Below are 20,863 nucleotides of genomic sequence, written 5' to 3' on the forward strand. Positions count from 1 at the left end.
CTCACGACGACCCATGAGTGACGCAGCTGTCAGAGTTCAACAATGGAGTACCCTCATGTCTCGCTCAATGCTTACCTCTTCCACTTTTGCCGCAACCATTGCTCTTGTCGGAGGCTTGACGATTGGCACCAACGCCCAGGCGGCAAATGACTATGTGCTGATGTGCAATCCGGGCCAGCAGATGCAGGCCGTTGCCGGGCAACGCGTGTCAACGCAGGAAGCCTTTGCCACTCTCACCTTTCGTCCTGCCTCCACCGGGGCTGCGGCACGCGCACCACGCAGCGGCGAATGCGCCTGGTCTGATCGGGGTTTTCGACCCGGAGAGCCAAACAAACTGATGTTTCGGGACAATGGCAAATGGGTACAGAGCCTGTGCTCCTCTCGGGGCTGCACATTCCGAACCAATAGCCGCGGCATTCAAACAATGATGAATGCGGTCAAGGGTGGGCGCCCATTCGTTGTGCGGGCTTATAATGACCGGCAAGGCAATATGGTCATCACACGCTTTGGCCCATAAAGGCCACGCATATTTCATAACCAGACCCTTTGCTCGGCAGCCCTCTTGCCGCCACAGAAGATACTGAATACAATTGTTTCATAACCAAATGGGCTACAGTCTCTATGACTGTGGCCTTTTGACGCAGAAATTCCCACAAATCCGGGCCTTTTTGCAAGTTTTAGCAAACGGAACAATCGTATTTAATTCACGGCTTAAGAGAAACAATTGCGCATTTTGAGCCTTAAAACAGCCTTTTAGTGCAAAATGTCTTCGTTTTTTGCCCTTCGACGCTTGACGGTTCTTTGCTTAACATTTACGCACTTGGGCAGTTCTGAAATCTATTTTCTCGGCAACCTTTTTATTTACAATGGTTGTCCGGGATTTTTGCGCCCCGAACCGCTAGAGTTCGATACGGATGCCGCAAATGTGAGCAGATCGCCACAGATACTCTCACAAGGCACAGGGCGCGAGGCACCGGACCGGGTGCCGTTGGCGACAGAGCCGGCGACCAGACGATCGCCGTCACTAAGGGCATAGCTGCCCGGTTTCGAGAAAAGACAGCGGTCTGTCCCTCTCGGGTTCACAATTAGAGCCCGGAATGCGGATCGCAGACCTAAAAAGTGAGGACTTACGGTTTGGAACAGTCTCAGCATTCTTATGGCCTTTATGACCACAGCTTTGAAAAAAGCAGTTGCGGCGTCGGTTTCATGACCTACAAATCCGGGGTGCAGACCCATGATGTTCTGGTCAAGGGGCACGAAGCTCTTTGCACCATTCCCCATCGTGGCGGCATGAGCTCTGAAGGCGTAGGCGATGGTGCGGGGGTATGCGTCGACTTGTCCCTGTCCTTCTTCCGCAAGATCACAGGCATGAGCAAACTTGAGCTTGGTGAGTTCGGCGTTGGCAACTTCTTCCTGCCTGCGGACAAACGCTCTTGGGATGCAGCCGACAAGCTGATCAAGGAAAGCCTTGAGAAGCATGATCTGCGGATCATTCTCGTGCGTGACGCACCGGTCAACAATGCAGTCATTCGCCCTGCTGCCGTCAAATTTATGCTGACGGTGCATCAGGTCGTCTTTATCAAACCCAATGACATGGATGCCAAGACCTTTGATCGCCGCATTCACGATGCGCTGATGTCGATCGAAGAGGTGGCCTATCTCGAGCCGAGCCTCAAGGGCCTCTATCCCCTGTCGATGTCTGCCCATACGCAGGTTTACAAGGGCCGTCTCAATTCCAATGAGATCATTCCCTATTTCATCGATCTGATGGACGAAGACCACGAAATTCACTCGATGTTCTTCCATACCCGCTTCTCGACCAACACCGAGCCGCAGCCTTCCATGGCGCAGCCCTTCCGGTTGATGGCGCATAACGGCGAGTTGAACACCGACAAAAAGAACCGTCTGTCTGAAGCTGCAATCGCGCAGATGAAGAACCAGCAGATCTATTCCCCTCCGGGTCAGTCGGATTCTGCCCGTCTTGACCAGACGCTGGAACGGCGTCTGATAGAAGATGATCTGGATCTGATCACCGCCGTTGTGGCAATGATGCCTCCGGCATGGGAAAATGATCGTCGCTTCAGCGAAGATGTTCAGGTAATGCTCGAATATTTCTCTCTTTATGAAGAGAAGAATGACGGCCCTGCTGCGTTGATTTTCGGCAATGGTACCGTAATCGGTGCTCGGCTTGATCGCCTTGGACTACGCCCGCTGCGCTCGGTTGAAACCGACGACTATCTGTGCGTGATGTCCGAAGCCGGTCAGATTGACTTCGAACCGGACAGCATTATCCGTCGTGGCCGGATCGAGGCTGGCGGCATGCTTTATTTCGACCACGAAACGAAGAAGTCCTACACCTCTGCCGACGCGCTGGAAATGCTTGCCAAGAAGCGTGATTATCGCGCCCTGCTCGAAAAGGCCCGCAACAATCTTGCCGATCTGCCGCAGAAGGAAGGCGAAACGGAAGTATCCGCCGACTTCAACGATGTTCAGCGTTCGGTTGCCTATGGTCTCAATCAGGAAAGCTATAAATTCCTGCTCGACCCGATGATGCAGGCAGGCTCGGAGAAAATTTCGGCCATGGGCTATGGCGTCGCCATCAACTCGCTGACCAATCAGGAAGGCGGCATGGCGAAGTATTTCTCGCAGCGTTTTGCGCAGGTGACCAACCCGCCGCTCGACAGCCTGCGGGAAGCCGATGGCATGACCCTGCGTGTGGCGCTGGGGCCAAAGCCCCACTTCAATCATGAAGAAACCAAGCAGTTGGTTGTTCAGAGCCCTGTTCTCTCGCCTGACGATCTGGCCACCATTCGTGCCCAGAGCGATGTGAAGGTCACCGAAATCGAGATGGTGTTCGAGATCGATCACAATGCGGACAGCGCCAAGGCTCAGGATGACCTGATTGCTGCGGTTGATGGGGTTTGCGATCAGGTGGAGAAAGCGGCCCGTGAACGTGGCGGCATCATCATTCTGTCCGATGCAATGGTCGATCAAAAACTGGCTGCAATCCCGCTGCCGCTGATGATCTCGGCAGCCAACCAGCGGCTGATCGAGCAGGGTTTGCGCTTCCGGGTGTCCATCATCGCCGAAAGCGGCCAGATCGCCTCGGCCCACCAGGTTGCGACGACCCTTGGTTTCGGGGCCTCTGCGCTGATGCCAATCGTTGTTGAAGCCCGTGCCAAGTTGTTCGCCAAAGGCGATGCTGCCGAAGTAAAAGCTGGCATTGCCCGCTATATCAAGGCGGCCAACAAGTCGTTGATGAAAACCATGGGCAAGGTCGGTCTGTGCACCGCCGAAAGCTATATTGGCGGCGAGTTTTTCGAGCCGAACTTCCTTGATACCGACGAAGAAATCCTCAAGCGCTACTTCCCGAACATGCGCAACACGGTTGGCGGCGTGAATTTTGCCGCTATCGCGCAGAGCGTTGTCGACTGGCACAAACGCGCCTGTCAGGTAGAGAAGGAAGAAGACATTCCGCTGCTCGGCCTGTTCAAGGAACGCTCCGAAGGCGCTGGCCATACCTACGGCACCGCCGCCGTGCGTGGCTTCGTGGAGATGACCGAAGAGCCGATCCAGAGCAACAAGCCATCCGGGGATGCCGATGACATCGACACGACGGACCTGCGCCTGTTGCAAGTCGCGCGGTTGCAAGATGCCTATGGCAAAGGCTCGGAAGCCTACAAGAATACCAGCTTCAGCCGTCTGACGCCGGAAGAGATTGACGCCTTCCAGATCACCGAGAGCTATCGGAAATTCTCACTTGATTTGTTCAAGGAGCGCGAAAAACGTCCTGCCGCCCTGCGTGATGTGTTGGCCTTCCCTGCCGATATCAACTGGGCCATGTCGGCGGATGAGTTTGCGCAGTCTTTGTTCCAGCATGATCTGGTTGGCAACAACAACTTCGTTGTGCGCGGCATGACTGTGGACTCAAATGGCGAAGGTCATTTCGACGTCACGCTGACAGAGAATGCCACCCATGACCGGTTGATCGCGCTGACGGTTGCGCTCAAAGGCAAATTTGGCAAGGAGCTCGAAAGCCTTGAAACCGAAGATGATGTCATTCACATCAAGGCATCCGGTCAGGCAAACTTCTATTTCGACCATGTGAAGTCGGCCAATCCGAAGCTTCCTCTGGATGCAATCCAGCCTGCGCACGAAGTAACGGCAACCCTGGCCTCGGGCGCCATGTCTCACGGTGCTCTGGTTGCGCCAGCCCACGAAGCGGTGGCGCATGGCACGAACATGGCCGGCGGCTTCTCCAACTCTGGTGAAGGGGGGGAGCATTTCACCCGCTATGGCACCATTCGTTCCAGCCGCATCAAGCAGCTGGCATCTGGTCGTTTTGGTGTCTGGACCGGTTATCTGGCCGACCCGACCCTTGAAGAGCTGGAAATCAAGATCGCACAGGGTGCAAAACCCGGTGAAGGCGGTCAGCTGCCCGGCAAGAAGGTGACGGTGGAAATCGCGGCGGCCCGTGGCGGCACGCCTGGGGTAGAACTGATCTCCCCTCCACCGCATCACGACACCTATTCGATCGAGGATTTGGCACAGCTGATCCACGATGCAAAAGCAGCCCGCGTGCGGGTTATCGTCAAGCTCGTATCGTCCGAGGGCATCGGCACGATTGCGGTTGGTGTGGCCAAGGCTGGCGCCGATGTGATCAACATTGCCGGCAACACCGGTGGCACGGGTGCGGCGGCTGTGACGTCGTTGAAAAACACCGGCCGGGCTGCCGAAATCGGCCTTGCGGAAGTGCATCAGGCGCTGTGTGTCAATGGCTTGCGCGAGAAGGTTATTCTGCGGTGCTCGAACGCCCATCAGACGGCCTCCGACGTTGTCAAATCGGCCCTTCTGGGTGGGGACAGCTTTGAGTTTGGTACCACGGCTCTGATGATGCTGAAATGCGTCATGGCGAAAAACTGCAACGTCAAATGCCCAGCCGGTCTGACCACCAACTCCGAAGTGTTTGATGGTGATCCACGGGCGCTGGCCCAGTATCTGCTGAACATTGCTCACGAGGTGCGCGAAATTCTTGCAGGCCTTGGCTTCAAGAGCCTGAAGGAAGCGCGGGGCCGTGCGGACTATCTGCATCTGGTCAAGCATCCAAGCGCCATCGGTCAAATGGATCTGCGCAAGATGCTGCAGGTGGTCCATGAGGTCAAAATCAAGGAGCCTGTCTATCTTGAAGCCAATTTTGATGTCGACAACCAGCTCTTGAAAGACTTCAAAAATCAGGCTGTTCAGCGTCATCAGAGCCGGGTCAAGCTGGTGGTCGAGAAGAAACTCGACAACCGCAACAAGACCGTTGGTGGCCAGCTGGCGATCGATATCGAGCGTATGCTGCAGCATGAATTGTCGGAAAAACATCTGGCATCTATGCCAATAATCTATACCGATGACCGTGGCCGCAACCTGATCAAGCCGGAGTTGCTGGAAATCCATACCCATGGATCTGCCGGTCAGTCCTATGCTGCTTTCTGCAACTCGGGCATGGTGTTCCATCATACCGGCACCTGCAACGACGGTGTTGGCAAGGGGGCATCCGGCGGCAACATTGCCATCCATTCTCCGGGTGGCGGAGAGACCGAAAACTATCTCATCGGCAACTTTGCCCTGTTCGGTGCATCCGGCTCGGCCCTGTTTGTCGAAGGGGGAGCCGGTGACCGCTTCGGTGTTCGTAACTCCGGTGCGACGGCGGTGGTCGAAGGCGTTGGCGATTTCTGCTGCGAATATATGACCAATGGCGCCATCATGAACCTTGGTGGCTTTGGCAAAGGCTTCTGCAACGGCATGTCCGGTGGTGTGGCCTATCAGTATGATCCGTATGATCAGCTGGAATCGCTCTACAGCCATGACTCGGTCAAACTGCACCGCCTTGATACGGACAGTGACCGCGCCAAGCTGCACCGGATCGCGGTGAAAACGCTGTTGGAACGGCATGTAAAATTCACCAATTCGGCCAAGGCCCGTTTCCTTCTGGAGAATTTTGAAACAGAACTCGCTAACTTCAAGTTTGCGACCCCTCTGGCGCTCGAAACCTACCAGAACTATGAGGCGATCCTGAAAGCCAACACGCCAAAAGAGCTGACCGAAGAGCTGGCACAGGCTCTGGTTTCCTACCAGATCCGTAAGTTCAAGGAAGCCTATCGCGATGGCAAACTGGTCGCGAACGGCATGGTGCCTCAGCAGGGTCAGAACGACACCAAGCTGATGTATGAGCTGCTCAACAACTACACCGTCATCAACATGGCGCAACAGATCGTCAAAGGCCGCTACAAGGGGCAGGATATCGATGATGCAACGCTCAATTCTGGCGTTCGCAAATTGATCCTGACCGAGGACTTTACGCTGATGACCAAGTTGGCGGCGATCGCCCGTCAGGCTCTGTCAAGCTATTCCGACATGGAAATTGCCGTGATGGTGTCCGACAAGCGGATGAAAGACTACAAGACGGCCCTGTCCAACCGGAATGTCCGGCTGATGGATTCCATTGGAACCTATGGCTGGATCCTGCTGCAGGATCGACTGAACCGTGAAGCCATGGGCACATTGCCCGACTTTGAAGCTCTGTTTGCTTCAACGTCCAGCATCGAGCTGATCAAGCAGGTGTCTTAGGACACCTGCCGTTCCGCCCGCCTCGCCCATTCCAACGAACGGATCACATATCATGAACCTCCCGTTTCTTCCTGATGACGCGCCCTTCTCCAGCGATCAGAAATCATGGCTGGCCGGTTTTTATGCCGGTTTGCACTCCCAGATGCTGCAGGGTCAGCAGGCTTCCGCTCAGGAATCAACCGCAAGCCTGACCGCCCATATTCTGTTTGGCACGCAGACGGGCAACTCGGAGTCGGTTGCTGAAGATCTTGGGGCGTCGATGCGCTCCAATGGCATCAATGCAAGCGTTGCATCGCTCGACGATATCGAAGTTGAAGACCTGCTCAAAATGGACTTTGTCTTCATCGTCACGTCCACCTATGGCGAAGGCGAAATGCCGGACAATGCCGAGTTGTTCTGGGATGCATTTAAGGCCACCACCGCGCCGCGTCTGGAGCATATGCAGTTTGCCGTTCTGGCGCTGGGCGATACGGCCTATGACGAATTCTGTGAAGCAGGCAAACAATTCGACCTGCGCTTTGAGCAGCTGGGCGCCAAACGGCTGGTGCCGCGCGTCGATTGCGATGTTGATTTCGAAGAACCGGCTGAAAGCTGGACCAATGAGGTTCTGGCTGAACTTGCCAAGCAGAAGCCTGCCGGGTCTGGCGATGCGGTCACCCCTGCGGCAGCTGCGCAGAAACCGGAAAAATCCAAATGGACCCGGAAAAACCCATTTGAGGCTCCGGTCACGGTCAATCGCCTCCTGTCCGGCGAAGGATCAGCCAAGGAAATTCGCCATTACGAGTTTGATCTGTCGAATGACGGACCAAAATATGAAGCGGGCGATGCACTGAATGTCATTCCGACCAACGATCCGGCTTTGGTGGCCGATTGGCTGACGCATCTGGGTGTCTCGGGTGATACGGCGATCGCGGGCAAGGACAAGTCCCTTGAGGCATTGCTGTTCAGTCAGTTCGAGATTTCGACCCCGAACAGCGAGTTCGTCAAAGCGGTGTGCGAGCGGGCCAATGACGACCATCTGGCCCACATTGTTGGCCATGGCGACAAGGAGGCCATGGAGGCCTATCTGTGGTCCAAGGATGCGCTTGATCTGTTGCGGCTACATCCGGAAGTCAAGTTTTCCCCTGACGAACTGGTTTCGATGTTCAAGCCTTTGCAGCATCGCGCCTATTCGATTTCCTCCAGCTCGAAGAAATTCGAGGATTCGGTTCATCTGACGATCGCGTCTGTTCGGTATGAGAGCCACGGACGCAAACATGTGGGCGTTGCTTCCTGTTTCCTCGCAGACCGCGTTGGTGACGATGCTTCAAAGGTCTTCATTTCACCAAACAAGGCCTTCCGAGTGCCGGAAAATGGCGATGTGCCGATGATCATGGTGGGTCCCGGTACTGGCATTGCGCCATTCCGCGCCTTCCTGCAGGAGCGTGAAGCACTGGGTGCTGGTGGCATGAACTGGTTGTTCTTTGGCGATCAGCATGAAAAATGCGATTTCATCTACAAGGACGAACTGGCTGAGATGCAGGCGTCCGGCATATTGAACCGCCTCGACCTTGCTTTCTCGCGTGATCAGAAAGAAAAGATCTATGTTCAGACGCGGATGAAGGAAAATGGCAAGGACCTGTTTGCAGCGCTCGAGGAAGGCGGCCATTTCTATGTCTGTGGCGACGCGACCCGAATGGCGAAAGATGTCGACCAAGCCCTGCATAATGTGATTGCCGAACATGGCGGCCTGGATGAAGATCAGGCTGTCGACTATGTCAACCGCCTCAAAAAAGACAAACGCTATGTCCGCGACGTCTACTGAATAGCGTAGTCTCGAATCCATGATGAAAGCCGGCCCTCTGGGTCGGCTTTTTTGTGGGCCCTGTTGGAGAGAAGACAGACCAACTGGCCCTACGCCTTTCTATCTTCTTGCCTATTATGATCTAGTACACCCCACTTCCTTGTTGAACATTTCGCGTTGGCGTATAGTGGGGATGTTCAGGTTCATCATGGCGAGGCGTGGTTGGTCTTGCCCGGAGGCTTTCATGGTTAGAATTCATTCCTTGCTGTCGGTCCTATTGCTGGCAACCGGCTTTTTCATTTCGAGCTCACTTCTCTCCAACACCGAAGGTCAGTTCAGCTTCACCGGTTTGGCCCAAGCACAGAGCTACCAATATATGAGCTGCAATCAATTGTGGCATGCGCGCAATGCGATCTATGCCCGTCAGGGCTACTGCTTCAAAACCCGCCGCGCTCGCCAGGTTTTCGGCCCACGATGCTATGCGCCATGGGGTCGGTTGACCGCTTCGCAGCAACGGCGTGTCAATCGCATCGTGAGTTGGGAGCGGCGCTTTGGCTGCCGTTAAGACCCGTTGAGACTGATGCCTGATCAGGTCATCGGATCAGAATAACAAAGCCCCGCAATCGGTTGATTGCGGGGCTTTTTGTTTGACTAGTGGATCGATTGTTCGTCTGGATTTTCAAGTCCCGAAGGCGGGTCGATGTTGCGGCCATTGCGCTCCATCATGTCCGATATCTTCTGAAAACCCGGAGCTGTATCAAGGTCTGTGAGGCTCAACGCGTATTTGCGGCGCCAGTTTGGATGCTCATCGATGGTGCCGGGCAGGTTTTGTGCCTCTTCCTGACCAAGCACATCATCCATCTGCACGGATATCATCGCCACCTTGGAGGCTGCGAGCTTTCCATGCACGACGTCGAACAGATGGTCGAAACTGTCATCCATACTGCCGTCTTCGCCGTTCATCGCAGCAAGTGCCGACACATCCCGTCGGCGACTTTCCTTGGCTTCGTGAGAGTGGCGGCTGCCATCTCCACTCAGGCGATCGCGCCAGACAATGTCACTGCCGCTTAAGTATCCCTTGAGCGTGGGCGTATCATGGGTACTGAAGCAGGCAAGGCTGTATTGGCGCAGATCATCTGGATGCTTGAACGCGCCATCGGGCCATTTCTCATATTGCAGGACCGAATAACCATAGACACCACGCGCCTGAACCTTTTCGCGGAAACCTTCTGGCACAAGTCCCAGATCTTCGCCGATGATCGATGTGCCAGACGCATTCGCCTCAATGGACAGAATGGCAAGGAAAACATCCATTGGCTGAGATACATAAGCCCCAGGGCTGCCATCCTCTGGGATCCAGAAGCTGCGATTGAGGCCGAGCACATGGTCAATCCGCAGGATACCAGCATGACGCATTGCCGACTGATAGATCTTGCGCAGGCTGCGATATTTGTTCAAGGCGAGCTTTTTGGGGGCATAGGTCATCAGACCCCAATTCTGGCCGTCAGGTCCGAGTTGATCGGGTGGAGCCCCCAGAGAAACGCCCATGGCAACACTGTCAGCCTCGCACCAGCTTTCCGCACCGCCATGGCGCGCACCGACTGCCAAATCGAGATAGAGCCCCATCGAGCGGCCATCGGCGGAGGCGCGGCGCTGCGCGTCGGCAAGCTGGGTTTCGGCGACCCATTGTAGCCAGGCATGGAAGTCGATCCGGGCCGCCAGACGGGTACGATGCTGATCGAGCGCAGTTGCGTCCCGGTCTCGCACAGCTGCCGGCCAGCGGCGCCAATCCTGCCCATAAAGCTCGGAAAGCGCCTCAAACAGAGCGAAACGCTCGAGATAGTCACCACTTGCCTGCCGATGGGTCTGGAAGCACATTTTGCTTTCCGTACTCGCATGGGCATTGAACAAGGTATGGAGATCGCGCAAAGCGGCATTATGACAGATCCGGTGATCGCGATACCGCACGCTCTCAGAGCGGCGCAGTTCATCCCATTGCGCTTCCACCGTCTGGAACAGGGCCCGCGCCTCGGGGATCTGATCAAGACCGGGTACAAAGTCGGCTGCGATATGCTGCGTGTTGTAAAAGCCGCGGTGGCTCGGCGAATAAGGGCTCATGGCATCGAGATCATTGAAGCCCAGCGTATGAACCGGGTTGATACCAACATAGCTGCCGCCAAGCGACAAGGTATACTCAGCCAGACGCGCCAGATCTTCATAGTCCCCCAGTCCGGAATTGCGCTCACTGCGCAGGCCATAAAGCGGCGCATTGAGGCCCCAGATGTGTGACTTTCCGGTCAGACTTTCAATTGCAGGCGCACGATGCGGCGCACAGATAATGGTGACAATCTCACAGCGCCCTCCAACCTCGCAAATGAGATCATGAATGCCGGCTGGCAGTGCAGGCAGGGAGATATGGGTATCAGCAACACCCGACAGGCTGTCAGGATGGACCTGAGACCGCACGTCTTCGCTCAATTGATCATCGAGTTCGATATGCCACTTTGCGCCGAGGCCAAAATTGCATTCATAGCCATAGCCTGCCCCGGTGACCAGTTCATGGGGGAACCAGCGGTCTTCCTCCACGGCCACATAGAAGGCAATGGCCTCATCGATCATGGCCTCATTGTCCAGCGCCAGACCATTGGCCTTCAACAGGGCAATCTGGGTTTCGATCGACGTATTAACGAGATTACCGTCAAAGTCATTATAGTTGGGGTGAATTCCGAAATGTCTGGCAAGCAGATTGAGTTTGTCGACATTCATGATGGGTCAGTATCCACTTCAAGTATCAAGGCAACCACAGACGAACCGGAGACCTCCGTCGTTTCGTCGCGTGGCTCACGCTTTGGCGATTGGACCTGAAGTGCCGTGTCCACTGCTCTGACCCAGTGGTACCCTTCAGGATGTGGGGGCAGGACAACACTCGCAGCCACATTACTGCGATTGAAAATCAGGAAAACGACGTCGTCGTTGGTTTCGTAGGTCGGCGCTTCGGCACAGCAACGCAACGTGACGCAGATGCTAGACAGCCCCGGATCGCGCCATTGCAGCGGGAAGCCGGAAAAGTCGGTCCATCGCACGTCCGGCTGATCGTCTTCGGGCCGCTTGGCCCCATGAAGGAAGCGATCCTGTCGCAGCGTCTTGTGATCGCGGCGGAAATCCGACAGATAGGACACAAAGGCCTTCAGGTTGTCATCCGCCTTGTCCCAACTGACCCAGCCAATTTCATTGTCCTGACAATAGGCATTGTTGTTGCCATGCTGGCTGTTGCCGATTTCGTCTCCGGCCAGCAACATCGGGGTGCCTTGAGAGAAGAAGAGCGTGGCGATGAAATTGCGCTGGCGGCGGTGGCGGCGAGCATTGATGACCGGATCGTCGGTATCCCCTTCAAAGCCGCAATTGTCGCTGTAATTGGCCCCATGGCCATCCATGTTGTTTTCGCCATTGGCCAGATTGTGCCGATTGTTGTATCGCACGATATCAGCCAGCGTGAAGCCGTCATGGGCAGAAATGAAGTTGACCGACGACCAGGCCCGACGCCCTGCGCGGTCAAACTTGTCCGCCGAGCCCAGCAAACGCGAGGCGAGATCCGGCGTGGTTTGCGGATCCCCTTTCCAATAACGGCGGGTGGTGTCGCGGTAGCTGTCATTCCATTCGGAAAATTCAGGCGGAAAGCCCCCCAGACGATAGCCACCCGGGCCGATGTCCCATGGTTCGGCAATCAGTTTGACCTTTTGAAGCACCGGATCCTGCCGGATGGCATCAAGGAAACCGCCATAAAGGTCAAAGCCATGCTCTTCGCGGCAAACCGTAGTGGCAAGGTCAAACCTAAAGCCGTCAATGCCCATGCACTGAACCCAATAACGCAAGGAGTCGAGTACCATTCTCAACACATAGGGATGAGCCACATTGACCGTGTTGCCTGTGCCGGTATCGTTGACATAATAGCGTGGTTGACCGGCGATCAGACGGTAATAGGAGGCGTTATCAAGACCACGGAAGGACAAGGTCGGGCCGTTCTGATTGCCTTCTGCCGTGTGGTTATAGACCACATCCAGATAGACCTTGATGCCAGATTCCTTGAGCCGCTGAACCATCGAGCGGAAGCCGAGAAGACCATTCGGCCCCATATAGCGAGGTTCGAGGGCAAAGAATCCCGCAGTGTTGTAGCCCCAATAGTTTTTGAGGCCGCGATTGATCAGAAACTCGTCATCAATGAAGGCGTGAACCGGCATGAGCTCAATCGCGGACACATTGAGCGACAGCAAATGGTCGATCATGGCATCGCTGCTCAAAGCTTCATAGGTGCCGCGTATCTCTTCGGGCACTTTCGGATGCAACTTGGTCAGGCCTTTGACATGCGCCTCGTAGATCAGGTCTCTTCCGTTGATCGTCGCCGCTTCTGTCCGCAAAAACTGGTTCAGGGCCGGGTCGGAAACGACCGATTTCGGCACGCAACTGGCACTGTCGGCGGCCCCAAAGGTCAGATCACCGCCGGAGGCCCCTTTCTGGTAACCAAACAATGTGGCTGATGACGTCCACTTGCCATGCATCTCCCTTGTGTAGGGATCTAAAAGCAACTTGTTGGAATTGAACCGATGGCCCTGCTCTGGCGCATAAATGCCATGGGCGCGATAGCCGTAAAGCGTACCTGGCTTCAACCCCTCGACATAGGCGTGCCAGACCGGCCCCGTGCGCTCTGGCAAGGTGATACGATCAATCTCACGCCGCCCGTCGTCGGAAAAGAGACACAGGTCAATCTGACTGGCATTGGCAGAGAAGACGGCAAAGTTGGTGCCCTCTCCGTCGAAGTGAGCCCCCAAGGCATGGGGTTTGCCGCCAGAAATGTGGTATCGGGTGGAATGGTTGGTACGAATGGGACTACTCACGCATCAGGGATGAAAACAGTTTTTCATAGAGCGAAGCGGATTGATCCCAGCCAACTTCCTGAGTCATCGCGCGCCGCATCATGGTCTTCCATTGTTTCGAATTGGAAAAGAGATCACAAGTCTTGTTGATCGCCTTGTCGAGGCTGTCAACTGTGATTGGAGAGAATTGCACACCGGTTGCGCATTTTGTCGCCAGAGCGGCCTCATTGGCGTCGATCACCGTATCTGCCAGTCCGCCAGTGCGCGCCACGACAGGAATGGTGCCGTACCGCAAACCATAGAGCTGTGTCAGCCCACAAGGCTCAAAGCGCGATGGAATGAGGATCGCATCCGAGCCACCCTGCAACATGTGGGACAGATCTTCGTTATATCCGATCTCGACACCAATGGTGCCGGGGAAGCGCTCCGCCATCGCCTTGAAGCCATTTTCCAGCCAATGATCGCCAGATCCGAGCAAGGCCAGCCGAGCCCCGCGCTTGATGATCGTCGGGATCGTATCGAGGAGCAAATCCAGCCCTTTTTGCGACGTCAGACGCGAAATCACGCAGAAAAGCGGCGCATCATCGTTGCTGCGCAGGCCAAATTTCTCTTCGATCCACATCTTGTTGGTGGCACGGTGTTTGAGAGACCGTGGACCATAGGTCTTGATCAGAGCCGGATCAGTCTCCGGATTCCAGGTATCGGTATCGATGCCGTTCAAAATACCGCTGAGGTGATTGCGACGCGATTGCAGCAATCCTTCAAGCCCCATACCGAACTCATGGGTCAACAACTCGGTTGCGTAAGTCGGACTGACGGTGGAGATCCTGTCGGCCAGAGCCAGCCCCCCCTTGAGGAAGCCGACCTTGTGCCAATATTCATACCCGTCGATATTGAACAACCCCTCAGACAGCCCAAGCGGCCCACGCACCGATGAATCGAACAGGCCTTGGAAAGCAATATTGTGAATGGTCATGACCACCGGCGGTGCTGACCGCCCAGACTGGCTGAGATAGACGGGAACCAGTCCCGCCTGCCAGTCGTGGGCATTGATCACGTCTGGCTTCCAGCCGCCAATGCCGTCGAGCCCGATCTTGGCGCCAATCAACGAGAGAGCCCCAAAACGGATGGCATTGTCCTCCCAATCCTCACCATTCGGATTGAGATAAATCGAACCGGGACGGTCAAACAAATGTGCTGCCTCCAAAAGCAGCATATTCAGCCCCTTGGCACGCACGGCATGGACACGGGCGGGGCCGCCGAACAGGTCATCCAGTTCGATCAGCACTTCACCCTTGTCGAGCCATTTGTCAAAGGCCGGATAGGCGGGCACCAGAATGCGAACGTCATGGTCAAGAGCCTCAAGGGCCTTTGGAACCGATCCGATCACATCCGCCAAACCGCCCGTCTTAACGAAGGGCGCACATTCGGAGGCAACAAAAAGTACGTTCATTTACAGATCCAGTTTATCAATCATCTGCTGGGTGATGAGGCAAATTCCCTTATCGGTGCGGCGGAAACGCTTGGCATCAAGTTCAGGGTCTTCACCGACAACGAGCCCGGCCGGAATTTTTACATCGCGGTCAATCACGACATTTTTCAATTGAGCTTTTCGGTTGATCTCAACATAGGGCAGCGCCACAACGCCGCTGATCTTTGAATAGGAGTGCGCCTTGACGCCGGTAAACAGCAGACAACGGTTGAGCGCAGAACCGGAAATGATGCAGCCACCGGACACCATGGAGGAGACAGCCTGACCACGGCGGCCTTCTTCATCGTGGATGAATTTGGCGGGTGGGGTCAGTTCCTGATGGGTCCAGATCGGCCAATTGTTATCATAAATATCAAGCTCTGGAATGAAGTCGGTCAGGTCAATGTTGGCTTCCCAGAAAGCATCAATCGTGCCCACATCGCGCCAATATGGCTTTTGCTCAAGGCCGGACCGGATGCAAGAGCGGCTGAAGGGATGCGCAACGGCCTTGCCATGCTTGACGAGGCGCGGAATGATATCCTTGCCGAAATCATTGTTGGTATCCGGGCGGGAAGCTTCCTCACGCAAAATCTCATAAAGAAACTTGGATTCAAAGACATAGATACCCATCGATGCCAATGCACGGGTCGGGTCACCGGGCATATGAGGCGGATTGGAAGGTTTTTCCAAGAATTCAAGAATGCGGTCATTCTCGTCGACCTTCATCACCCCGAAAGCTGTGGCATCTTCCAGAGGCACCTCGATCGAGCCAACAGTCACATCGGCACCGGACTCCACATGCTGGCGAACCATCAATGCATAATCCTGTTTGTAGATGTGATCGCCCGCCAGAATAACGATATATTTGTCGCCGTAGCTCTCGAGAATATCGATATTCTGATAGATCGCGTCGGACGTGCCCTTATACCAGGCTTCCGTGTCCATGCGTTGGGAGGCTGGCAAGATATCGAGATATTCGTTGCGTTCCTCACGGAAGAAGCTCCAGCCGCGTTGCAAATGGCGGATGAGGCTGTGGGCTTTATATTGGGTTGCCACGCCAATGCGGCGAATGCCGGAATTGACCGCATTTGACAGGGCAAAGTCGATAATTCTGCTTTTGCCGCCAAAATACATTGCAGGCTTTGACCGTTTCTCTGTCAATTCCTGCAGGCGGCTTCCCTTGCCTCCGGCCAGAATGAAGGCCATCGACTGGTTTGCAAGTCTTGAAGTCTCGCGATCTAATTTCATGGCAACCTCCCTAGAACTTATCCTGTGTCGGCGGGACATCAGGCCTTTTGAATGAACGTCATGCTCTTTCGAGCTGGAAATAGAGTGTTGAAAGTGGTGGCAGGAACACAGACAGAGACACGTCACGTCCATGGAACGGGACATCCTCGGTTTCTGCAGCGCCCATATTTCCGCGGCCCTCCCCGGCATATGCGGAAGCATCTGTATTGAGAATTTCAAGCCAGCGACCGCGATGCGGCACGCCGATCCGGTAGTTTTCTCGTTCAACCGGGGTCATGTTGCAAATGACCAGCACGGGGGCATCCCCCTCTTCCCCTCGACGAATCCAGGCAAAGACGGAATCGGCATGTGCATTCGCCTCAATCCATTCAAAACCTTCTGGCTTGCAATCGAAGCGATGAAGTGCAGGCACCTCGCAATAGACCCGGTTCAGGTCACGCACCAGAGACTGGACCCCATGCTGGAAGTCATGATTGAGCAAATGCCAATCGAGGCTCTTGTCGTGGTTCCATTCCTCGCCTTGCGCAAACTCGCCGCCCATGAAGAGCAGCTTTTTGCCCGGATGTGCCCACATGAAGCCGTAATAGGCGCGCAGGTTGGCAAACTGGTCCGACGGATAGCCCGGCATCCGGTTCAGCAAGGACCCCTTGCCATGCACCACTTCATCATGGCTCAACGGCAGAATGAAGTTTTCCGAGAAGGCATAATGCAGGCCAAAGGTCATGTCGTGGTGGTGATATCTGCGATGAACTGGATCGTGCGCCATGTAACGCAGCGTGTCATTCATCCAGCCCATATTCCATTTGAAGCCAAAACCAAGCCCACCATAGGAGGTCGGTTGACTGACCCCCGGAAAGGCGGTGGATTCTTCAGCCACAGTCACGATGCCTTCGGCTTCCCGATAGGCGATTTCATTCATGTTGCGCAGAAAATCAATGGCTTCGTAATTCTCGCGTCCGCCATCCTTGTTGGGCACCCATTCGCCTTCCTTGCGCGAATAGTCACGATAGAGCATCGAGGCCACGGCATCCACGCGCAGGCCATCAATGTGATATTCCTTAAGCCAATACAGCGCATTGGCGGCGAGGAAATTGGCCACTTCCTTGCGGCCGTAATTGTAAACCAGCGTGTTCCAATCGGGATGGAAGCCTTCGCGGCGGTCTTCATGCTCATAAAGAGCAGTGCCATCAAAGCGTCCCAGCCCGTGATCATCTTCGGGGAAGTGGCCGGGCACCCAGTCGATCAAGACACCGATATCTGCTGCGTGGCAGGCTTCGATGAAGGCGCGGAATTCTTCCAATGTACCGTGACGGATGGTTGGCGCATACATACCAACCGGCTGATAGCCCCAAGACCCATCGAACGGAAATTCAGAGATTGGCAAAAGCTCGATATGAGTGAAGCCCATATCCTTGACATAACCAACCAGATCGTGGGCCAGCTCATGATAAGACAAGGGTCGGTTGCCTTCTTCGGTTACCCGTTTCCAGCTACCCAGATGGACCTCATAGATCGAAATCGGTTTATCGATGCTGTTGAGCGCGCCGCGTTTGCTCATCCACGCACCGTCCTGCCAGTCATGGCCATTCAGCTTGCGCACGACGGACGCCGTACGAGGGGGATGCTCTGACCCGAAGCCGACGGGATCAGCCTTCAGAGGAACAAGATGCCCCTGTCGGTTGAGCAGTTCATATTTGTAGGATTCCCCATCTTCAATGCCGGGAATAAAGATCTCCCAGACACCAGTGCCGCCTCTATGGCGCATCTGGTGTCGACGACCATCCCAACCATTGAAGTTACCCACGACGGATACGCGGCGGGCATTGGGGGCCCAAACAGCAAAGTGCGTACCTTCGACCCCTTCATGGGTCGTGACATGGGCACCAAGCACTTGCCACAGGGCTTGATGCGTCCCCTCGCCCAGCAGATATTCATCAAGCTCACCGATGTAAGGTCCGAACCGGTAAGGGTCCTCTTGCGTCCAGACATGCTGATCCTTGGTGATCCGATATTTGTAGGCAAAGGGTGCGGACCGGTCCTCGATGACAGCGGAGAACAGATCAGGAGCATCCTTGTCCCGCTCGAGCTGGGCGATCAGTTCGCCCGTCTCGTGATCGATGGCATCGACGTGCCAAGCACCGGGGAAAAAGGCCCGTATAACAGGCTTGTCCCCCACATGATGCAGGCCGAGAATGGAAAAAGGATCGCTGTGAGCTCCGCTCTGAATGGCGAGCGCATCGCGCTTGGAGATGTTGGTCATGATATTGCCTCTCCCGATATTTTCTTTCAGGCTAGAGCAAATCGATGCGAATTGAAACCAGCCGAACGCACCTATCCCTTTGTTTAAGCGCGAATTCTTTTCTTTTAGGGCAGGAAAGCGATGCAAGTCAGGCTTGTGTCTCTTTGAGAGTAGGCCGCCGACCGATCAAGACACCCGGTTTGCCCATGAAAGAGCTCCGGATGTCCACTGCCATCAAAGACCCGCCATTATAGCAACGACTTGGCGTCCCAGATATCCTTGGCATATCCCTGAATGGTGCGATCAGAAGAGAACCAGCCGACATTGGCGGTGTTGAGAATTGCCATTTTGGTCCAGGTCTTTGCGTCCCTGAAGGTTGCATCGACCTTGCGCTGCGTTTTGAAATAATCATCAAAATCGCAAGTCACCATGAAATAGTCATTCTCATACATCAAGTGTACGATGGATGCATAGCGATGGGGCTCCTCTGGCGAGAAGACACCACTGGCAATCTGATTGAGCACACGATAGAGGCGCGGGCTGGCTTCGATTGCCTTGCGCGAATAGTCATGCTCCTTGCGACGCTCAACCACTTCCTCTGCCGTCAAACCGCACAGGAAGAAGTTCTTGGCCCCGACATGGTCGCGGATTTCGACGTTGGCACCATCCAATGTACCGATGGTCAGCGCTCCATTGAGAGCAAATTTCATGTTGCCCGTACCGGACGCTTCCTTGCCAGCGGTTGAAATCTGCTCCGACAAATCCGAAGCAGGAATGAGCACCTCAGCCATGGTGACATTATAGTTGGCCGGGAAGACAATCTGCAGATAGTCCTTGGTCACCGGATCATTGTTGATCACCTTGGCCACATCGTTGATCAAGTGAATGATCTGCTTGGCAACAGCGTAGCCCGGTGCGGCTTTACCGCCGAAGACCTTGACGCGCGGGGTCCAGTTCTTCTTTGGACTTTCCTTGATCTCGTTCCAGTAAGCGATCGCTTCAAGCAAGTTCATCAACTGACGTTTATATTCATGGATACGCTTAACCTGCACGTCGAGCATGGCATCGGGGTTGATGGTGGCATCGGTCTGATCACCGAGCCAGGCGATGAAGCGTTCCTTGTTCTGGCGCTTGGCCGCCATGAAGCGGGCCTGAAACTCGGAATCATCGGCATGACGGGCGAGTTTTTCAAGTTGCTCAAGATCATTCGGCCAATCGTTGCCGATGGTGGAATTGATCAGGTTGCGCAGAGGCTTATTGCAGGAATAGAGCCAACGGCGAGGCGTAATGCCGTTGGTTTCGTTGATGATACGGCTCGGATACACCTTGTGAAGGTCCTGGAAGACAGTCTGTTTGACCAGCTCGGTATGAAGGGCCGACACGCCATTGACATTGTGCGCCATGATGAAGGCCAACTCGCCCATATTGACGTTGCCATTGTTGATGATGCGAATATCGGAGCCGGTTTCCTTCAGATGATCTTCCTGAATGATTTCGATGATCCGATAATGCCTCGGCAAGATGCGGGCAAACAAATATTCCGGCCAACGCTCCAGAGCCTCCGGCAACAGGGTATGGTTGGTATAGCCAAGACACTTGCGGGCTATCTTGATCGCCTGATGGATTTCAATGCCATGGATATCGCTGAGCAACCGCACCAGCTCCGGACCGGCAATGGCCGGATGGGTGTCATTGAGCTGGATTGCGGCTTTTTCCGGCAGTTTGGACAGATCTTCGTTGGTTGAGAGATAGCGACGGATCAAGTCCTGAATGGACGCAGCCGTGAAGAAATATTCCTGCTTCAGACGCAGTTCCTTGCCGCTTTCGGTGGTATCGTCCGGGTACAGAACGCGAGAAATGGTCCGAGCCAAGGCTTCTGGCGCACTGGCAGCCAGGAAGTCACCGCGGTTGAAGCTGGCAAGATCGAACTTGCGGGTCGGTTTTGCAGACCAGAGGCGCAAAGTGTTGCACCAGTTGGCCTGCCAGCCAAGGGTTGGCGCATCAAAAGCCGAGGCGCGCACGGTTTCTGACGGGTACCAGACGGTGCGCCCGTCGGTTTCGCTGACGTGCCCCCCAAAGCCGATGACATAGGATACTTCGGGGCGTTCAAACTCCCAGACATTGCGCTGGGCAAGCCATCCTTCCGCCGTTTCAACCTGACGGCCATCGTCGAAGGCCTGCTCAAACAGGCCATGCTCATAGCGGATCCCATAGCCATGGGCCGGAATGCCGAGCGTGGAAAGGGAATCCAGAAAACAGGCTGCAAGACGCCCCAGACCACCATTGCCGAGCGCCGCATCGGGCTCCTCGGAAACGATCTGGTCATAGTCCTGACCCATATCCTGCATGGCATCGCGCGCAACATCTTCAAAGCCCAGATTGATCGCGACATCCTCGACCAAACGTCCGATCAGGAATTCCATCGAGAGATAATAGACACGCTTGGCATTGGAATCGTAGGTTTTGCGGGTGCTGTCGAACCAGGGAACAACGACCATATCACGCAGAGCAAGAGACAGCGCCATCCGCCAGTCGTAACGGATCGCATGCTCGGGGTCCTTTCCGAGAGAATATTTCAAATGACGAAGAATTTGTTCTTTCATTTTGATCTGGAAAATCTTGGTCGGCATGAGATG

10 protein-coding genes are annotated in these 20,863 nt (G+C 55.0%); 4 read left to right on the forward strand and 6 right to left on the reverse strand.

Features of this window, described 5'->3' with window-relative positions; genetic code table 11:
- The first annotated feature begins 55 nt into the window (after positions 1–55).
- The 4 genes from FDK21_RS06795 to FDK21_RS20590 all read left to right on the forward strand — a co-directional run bounded on the left by FDK21_RS06795 (position 56) and on the right by FDK21_RS20590 (position 8,963).
- Positions 56–517, forward strand: coding sequence for a hypothetical protein (locus FDK21_RS06795; protein ID WP_138147890.1), 462 nt, complete (start codon positions 56–58; stop codon positions 515–517).
- Positions 518–1,134: 617 nt separating this feature from the next.
- Positions 1,135–6,615, forward strand: coding sequence for a glutamate synthase-related protein (locus FDK21_RS06800; RefSeq protein ID WP_246657498.1), 5,481 nt, complete (start codon positions 1,135–1,137; stop codon positions 6,613–6,615).
- Positions 6,616–6,667: 52 nt separating this feature from the next.
- Positions 6,668–8,419: a flavodoxin domain-containing protein gene (locus tag FDK21_RS06805; protein WP_138147891.1), complete on the forward strand. Its 1,752-nt coding sequence runs from the start codon at positions 6,668–6,670 to the stop codon at positions 8,417–8,419.
- A gap of 223 nt (positions 8,420–8,642) precedes the next feature.
- Positions 8,643–8,963 carry a YARHG domain-containing protein gene (locus FDK21_RS20590; RefSeq protein ID WP_157967774.1) on the forward strand — a complete coding sequence of 107 codons (321 nt, stop codon included), beginning with the start codon at positions 8,643–8,645 and terminating at the stop codon, positions 8,961–8,963.
- A gap of 86 nt (positions 8,964–9,049) precedes the next feature.
- Here the strand turns inward: FDK21_RS20590 and malQ are convergent, their stop codons facing one another.
- From malQ to FDK21_RS06840, 6 genes are all read right to left on the reverse strand, one after another.
- A complete protein-coding gene (gene malQ, locus FDK21_RS06815) occupies positions 9,050–11,164 on the reverse strand; it encodes a 4-alpha-glucanotransferase (RefSeq protein WP_138147893.1) in 2,115 nt (704 codons plus the stop codon).
- The gene (glgX, locus tag FDK21_RS06820; RefSeq protein WP_246657499.1) at positions 11,161–13,290 is read right to left on the reverse strand and encodes a glycogen debranching protein GlgX; all 2,130 of its coding nucleotides are present in this window, start codon (positions 13,288–13,290) and stop codon (positions 11,161–11,163) included. Before glgX ends, malQ begins: the two co-directional genes overlap by 4 nt.
- Entirely contained in the window at positions 13,283–14,722 is a 1,440-nt protein-coding gene (gene glgA, locus FDK21_RS06825; protein ID WP_114011285.1) for a glycogen synthase GlgA, read from the reverse strand. The genes glgX and glgA overlap by 8 nt, the downstream gene beginning before the upstream one ends.
- Positions 14,723–15,988, reverse strand: a complete 1,266-nt coding sequence (glgC, locus tag FDK21_RS06830) for a glucose-1-phosphate adenylyltransferase (protein ID WP_138147894.1) — start codon at positions 15,986–15,988, stop codon at positions 14,723–14,725. It abuts the gene before it with no gap.
- A gap of 58 nt (positions 15,989–16,046) precedes the next feature.
- Complete coding sequence (glgB, locus tag FDK21_RS06835; RefSeq protein WP_138147895.1) at positions 16,047–18,248, reverse strand: 1,4-alpha-glucan branching protein GlgB; 2,202 nt, start codon at positions 18,246–18,248, stop codon at positions 16,047–16,049.
- Positions 18,249–18,475: 227 nt separating this feature from the next.
- Positions 18,476–20,857 carry a glycogen/starch/alpha-glucan phosphorylase gene (locus tag FDK21_RS06840; protein WP_210238690.1) on the reverse strand — a complete coding sequence of 794 codons (2,382 nt, stop codon included), beginning with the start codon at positions 20,855–20,857 and terminating at the stop codon, positions 18,476–18,478.
- Between the last annotated feature and the right edge of the window lie 6 nt (positions 20,858–20,863).

It is taken from the genome of Cohaesibacter sp. CAU 1516 (assembly GCF_005771485.1).
Lineage (GTDB): Bacteria > Pseudomonadota > Alphaproteobacteria > Rhizobiales > Cohaesibacteraceae > Cohaesibacter > Cohaesibacter intestini.